Annotated in this window: 7 protein-coding genes; 6 read left to right on the top strand and 1 reads right to left on the bottom strand. The window is 53.4% G+C overall.

The genetic code is table 11. The features are described 5' to 3' along the window. Together INT22_RS20880 and INT22_RS11635 are read left to right on the top strand one after the other, a co-directional pair. On the top strand, positions 1 to 654 hold a 654-nt coding region (locus INT22_RS20880; RefSeq protein WP_226912651.1), incomplete at its 5' end, for an ABC transporter permease. 1 nt (position 655) lies between these two features. Then, positions 656 to 1,780: an ABC transporter permease gene (locus INT22_RS11635; protein ID WP_193059487.1), complete on the top strand. Its 1,125-nt coding sequence runs from the start codon at positions 656 to 658 to the stop codon at positions 1,778 to 1,780. Positions 1,781 to 1,804: 24 nt separating this feature from the next. Here INT22_RS11635 and INT22_RS11630 read toward each other — a convergent pair whose 3' ends face one another. Further along, complete coding sequence (locus INT22_RS11630; RefSeq protein WP_193059486.1) at positions 1,805 to 2,452, bottom strand: class I SAM-dependent methyltransferase; 648 nt, start codon at positions 2,450 to 2,452, stop codon at positions 1,805 to 1,807. Between the two features lie 39 nt (positions 2,453 to 2,491). On the opposite strand from INT22_RS11630, the gene INT22_RS11625 reads away from it, so the two are divergent. The 4 genes from INT22_RS11625 (at position 2,492) to INT22_RS11610 (ending at position 4,660) form a co-directional block, all read left to right on the top strand. Next, a complete protein-coding gene (locus INT22_RS11625) occupies positions 2,492 to 2,875 on the top strand; it encodes a VOC family protein (RefSeq protein WP_038482244.1) in 384 nt (127 codons plus the stop codon). 87 nt (positions 2,876 to 2,962) lie between these two features. Then, positions 2,963 to 3,355: a DUF4870 family protein gene (locus INT22_RS11620; RefSeq protein ID WP_193059485.1), complete on the top strand. Its 393-nt coding sequence runs from the start codon at positions 2,963 to 2,965 to the stop codon at positions 3,353 to 3,355. Positions 3,356 to 3,358: 3 nt separating this feature from the next. Beyond that, positions 3,359 to 4,291 (top strand): lysophospholipid acyltransferase family protein, encoded by a 933-nt coding sequence (locus INT22_RS11615; protein ID WP_193059484.1) that lies wholly within the window; start codon positions 3,359 to 3,361, stop codon positions 4,289 to 4,291. 18 nt (positions 4,292 to 4,309) lie between these two features. Continuing rightward, complete coding sequence (locus INT22_RS11610; RefSeq protein ID WP_193059483.1) at positions 4,310 to 4,660, top strand: DUF4870 family protein; 351 nt, start codon at positions 4,310 to 4,312, stop codon at positions 4,658 to 4,660. Positions 4,661 to 4,803 lie beyond the last annotated feature (143 nt).

The raw sequence follows: 4,803 nt of genomic DNA, 5'->3' as shown, positions 1-4,803 counted from the left end.
ACTGCCCCCGCTGCTAATGTCGAAACCCGCTTTCGCTACAATCCTGATGTTCAGAGCCTGCCAGCCATGGTGCCAGCAGTCATCCCTCTTCTATTAATGATGCTACCGGCGATGCTGACCGCGCTGGCCGTCGTGCGGGAAAAAGAACTCGGGTCGATCATCAACCTCTACGTCACGCCTGTCACTCGTAGCGAATTCCTAGTCGGCAAGCAGTTGCCTTATATCGCTCTCGCTATCATCAATTTTCTGCTAATGGCATTACTCGCGGTCACGCTATTTGATGTGCCCATCAAAGGCAGCTTCCTGACGCTGCTGTTAGCAGTAGTGATCTACAGCATTATCGCAACGGGCATGGGACTGCTCGCCTCGACGTTGACGCGCAGCCAAATAGCAGCGATGTTCTTCGCCATCATCGGCACGTTGATTCCCGCCGTGCAATTCTCAGGAATGATCGATCCGGTCAGCTCACTAGAAGGCGTGGGGCGTTTCATTGGCACCATCTACCCCACCTCCTACATGTTAACCATCACGCGCGGTGTATTTAGCAAAGCGCTGGGGCTTGGCGACCTCTATACCCTGTTTGTCCCACTGTTGATCGCAGTTCCAACGATCATGGGACTGTCTATTTTCCTGTTAAAAAACCAGGAGCGCTGAGATGCATAGTGTCTTGACTATCTACCGGCTGGGCGTCAAGGAACTATGGAGCCTGATCCGCGACCCGATTATGCTAATTCTGATCGCTTACGTGTGCAGTATCTCGGTCTACACCAAGGCGACCGCGTTGCCCGAAAGTCTCCACATGGCTCCCATCGCCATCGTTGATGAAGATAACTCGCCGCTATCATCTCGTATTATCACGGCGTTCTATCCCCCCCAATTCGCTATCCCAGACAAGATCTCACTTCGTGAGATTGACCCTGGGCTAGATGCAGGCCAGTACACTTTCGTCCTCAACATACCACCCGATTTTCAGCGCAACGTACTGGCTGGTCACGCCCCTCAGATTCAACTCAATATCGATGCCACACGCATGAGCCAAGCGTTTACTGGCAATGGCTATATCCAGCAAATCGTCATGGACGAGATCAACGCGTTTACTCAACGTTACCGCAACTCTAGCGCCCCACCCGTCGACCTAGTACTACGAGCGCGCTTCAATCCTGGGCTCGAAAAAGCTTGGTTCGGATCGCTGATGTCCATCATCGATAACATTACCATGCTCTCTATCATTCTCACTGGCGCAGCGCTGATACGCGAACGAGAGCACGGTACCATTGAGCATCTACTGGCAATGCCAGTCACCCCGGCAGAAATTATGCTGGCCAAGGTCTGGTCAATGGGTCTAGTGGTTCTGGTCTCCGCACTGCTTTCGCTCTATTTAGTTGTTAGCTGGGCCTTACAGGTACCCATAGCAGGCTCAGTGACACTGTTCGCTGTGGGGGCAGCGCTCCACCTCTTCGCGACCACCTCTATGGGCATCTTTCTCGCCACCCTTGCACGCAACATGCCACAATTTGGCATGCTAATGGTGCTGGTACTGCTGCCCCTGCAACTGCTATCCGGGGGTACGACACCACGCGAAAGCATGCCGGAAATTGTCCAGCACATCATGCTGCTCGCACCAACCACTCACTTCGTCGAACTGGGTCAGGCAATCCTTTATCGAGGTGCGGGGATAAACGTAGTATGGCCTCAGTTTCTGCTGCTGCTGTTGATCGGTAGCGTTCTATTCGCTTTTTCTTTATCGCGTTTTCGCAAGGCCATCGGCCAGATGGCATGAGTCATGAACTCTGGCACCGAATCATCAAGTTAATGGTCTGCGGCGGAGCAACACCACATCCGCTGCGGGAAATTCCACCACCATGCCCCAACGTTCGGCTATCCAACAAAACGTCGCCTCGCTGAAAAAACTCACATGCGTCGGGTCGTTTATATAGTGCCAGCGGGCAAATGCTGCTGGGGTACTGACACGCTTTGTCATGACCCCAAGATAGCCCCCAGGGACTATTTTCTCGACCAGTTGACTAAGCTCTTCGCCTGGCCTCGCGAGATGCTCTAACACCTCGGTGGCCGTAATAAAGTCATACTGGCGGTTTAGTACTTCAACGTCAGGGGCGTAAAAAATATCGTAAACCGCCATCGCAAACCCCACCTCCTCAAACATCGCCGACAGCGTAGGCCCTGGGCCACAGCCAAAGTCTAGCCCTTGGGAATCTTGTGGTAGCTTAGCCACTAACGGAGCAAATAAACGCCCCAAAAAACGCCGATATCCCGTATCATGCGGCGAATTCTGATGCTGGTCGTATTCTGCCTTTTCTTGATGCGCATCTAAATGCTGCTCGGCAGGCACAAACACCAAGGCGCACGTGGCACACTGGTAGTAATCGCGGCGACGGTCTTGGTGATAAAGCGCCGGTTCAGGCGTATAGCATAGCGGGCAGCGTCGCATCATCGTATTCTCATGTTTTACGTTTGTTTTAAGGAAAGTGGCATGCTCTCAGGTTTTGACCATCTTGTAGTTACGGTGACTGATATGGGTCGCGCCGTGGATTTTTACTCCCGTGTGCTGGGGTTAGACGTGCGCTACCGAGACGCACAGCGGGTAGATCTTATGCTAGGCGACACGGCACTGCGCCTGCATCAAACCGACACTGATATTGCGCCTGTTTCTGCCACCCCTACCCCAGGCAGCCTGGATTTATGCCTGCGCTGCCAACTGCCGCTGGATGAGTTCAAACAGCACTTAGATGCACTTGCTATTGACGTAGAGCTTGGCCCAGTTGCTCGCCAAGGCGCTAATGGTCCAATTGAGTCGATTTACTTACGCGACCCAGACGGTAATTTGCTGGAAATTTGCCGACCTGCTACCCGCTAATGATAAGCCGCGCCAGCCGCGCTATCATAGTGAGCTTTAACGGCGTCCTCGGGGACGCCTCATGGCGAATAGCAAAAAGGATCGGTTATGCGCGACGATGCCAACAAAGCACCTTTAGAAGGTGAAGTAATTAACGACAGTACGTCTTCAGAACAGCCGGATACCACCATGGCGATGGTGATTTACGCGCTTTATTTGGCAAGCTTTTTGGTAGGGTTTACCTCGCTGGTCGGCATCGTTATCGCCTATGTCTATCGTGGTAAAGGACCTGAATGGCTAGATGAGCACTACCGTTACCAGATCCGTACGTTTTGGATTGGGCTGCTCTACGGCAGCATCGCCACGTTGCTAACGTTTATTCTGATTGGCATCCCCATGCTATTGGCGTTGGCCGTATGGTTTATTGTTCGCTGTGTGAAAGGCTTTAAGGGTCTGCAGGAGAAGCGTGCGCCAACCAACGTTGATAGCTGGTTCCTGTAATTTATGACAGAGCAGTCACCGTCTAAAAAATCACGTTTCCAAGCACGTGCCATCATAGCCCTTTGGAAGCTCCTGGCGCGCTGGCCACTTGGCGTGCTATGGCGTATCGCCGTGCGGTTAGGTCCGCTGGTCTATCGCTTTAGCAAACGAGAGCGTCAGGTGACGGAAATCAATCTGGCAGTGGTTAACCCAGAAGCCACTGCCAGCCAGCGCAAAGCCCTTGCCATACAAAGCCTGCGCCACTCGGCGGCGACAATGCTGGAACTTGGCCATGCGTGGATGGCTGCGCCCGAAAAAGTAGCAGCCAGCATTTTGTCGGTTCATGGCCGAGATAAGCTAGACAGCGCCCGCGCCGATGGCCGCGGCGTCATTGTGCTTGCTCCGCACTTTGGTAACTGGGAGGTGCTTAATTTTTGGCTCTCCAGCCACTTCCCTTTTACCGCCATGTACGAACCCCCCAAAATTGCCGACCTTGAGCCTATTATTCGCCATGGCCGTGAGCGCATGGGAGCCAGCTTGGTACCCACCAACGCCAGAGGCGTCGCTGCCCTTCTCAAAGCGCTTAAGCGTAGCGAAGCTATTGGCATCTTACCGGATCAAGAACCGAACTGGGGTAGCGGTGTATTTGCCCCTTTTTATGGGCGCGATGCCTATACGGCAACGCTGCTACCGAAACTGGTCGCCCGCACTCAGGCAAGAGTAGTCACTGGCGTTGCCTTACGGGTGCCCGGCAAGGGGTTTGAAATTCATTTCCTTGACGCCGATGAGCAGGTTTACAGCGCCGATGATGTGGTCTCAGCCACTGGTGTTAATGCCAGCGTAGAAGCGTCAATTGCGCTTGACCCAACGCAGTATCAGTGGGAATACAAACGCTATCGCAAGGTCATAGAGCAACAGCAAGGGCTGGCAAACGCCAGAGAATTTCGGATTTACTAACGGGTAACGAGGTAATTTATGACCCAGCGTTATAGTCCCACTGAGGAAACGCGCCCACCCCAGATCATTTACGCGCTCTACTTAGCGGGTCTAGTAACAGCCAATATTACACTGTTGATTGGCGTTATAGTCGCTTACGTATATCGCAAAGAGGCCGCGCCGTGGTTGCAAGCGCACTACCGCTATTTGATCCGGACTTTTTGGATAGGCTGCCTCTACTTTATCGCCACCTTTACCCTTAGCTTGATGTTAGTAGGCACCTTGCTATGGCCACTATTAGCCGTGTGGCTTGGTGTGCGCTGTATTATTGGCTGGCTCGCAGTGCGCAAGGGAGAGCCGCCGGCTCGTCCTGGCAGTTGGCTCTGGTAACAACTAAGTATCGCCCCCCTCCAACCACGCCAGCATTTGCTGCAGCAAACTTCGCGACGGCGCTAGGCGCAGGAGCAACTGAGCAACTGAGCAACTGAGCAACTGAGCAACTGAGCAACTGAGCAACTGAGCAACTGCTAAGG

The organism is Halomonas sp. 3D7M (genome assembly GCF_014897885.1).
Taxonomy (GTDB): Bacteria; Pseudomonadota; Gammaproteobacteria; order Pseudomonadales; family Halomonadaceae; genus Vreelandella.
This window is presented reverse-complemented; position numbering and strand designations above follow the sequence as displayed.

Excerpts from the sequence above, each read along its gene's own strand:
- INT22_RS11635 (WP_193059487.1), top strand. The coding sequence starts at position 656 with ATGCATAGTGTCTTGACTATCTACCGGCTGGGCGTCAAGGAACTATGG.
- INT22_RS11630 (WP_193059486.1), bottom strand. The coding sequence starts at position 2,452 with ATGATGCGACGCTGCCCGCTATGCTATACGCCTGAACCGGCGCTTTAT.
- INT22_RS11625 (WP_038482244.1), top strand. The coding sequence starts at position 2,492 with ATGCTCTCAGGTTTTGACCATCTTGTAGTTACGGTGACTGATATGGGT.
- INT22_RS11620 (WP_193059485.1), top strand. The coding sequence starts at position 2,963 with ATGCGCGACGATGCCAACAAAGCACCTTTAGAAGGTGAAGTAATTAAC.
- INT22_RS11615 (WP_193059484.1), top strand. The coding sequence starts at position 3,359 with ATGACAGAGCAGTCACCGTCTAAAAAATCACGTTTCCAAGCACGTGCC.
- INT22_RS11610 (WP_193059483.1), top strand. The coding sequence starts at position 4,310 with ATGACCCAGCGTTATAGTCCCACTGAGGAAACGCGCCCACCCCAGATC.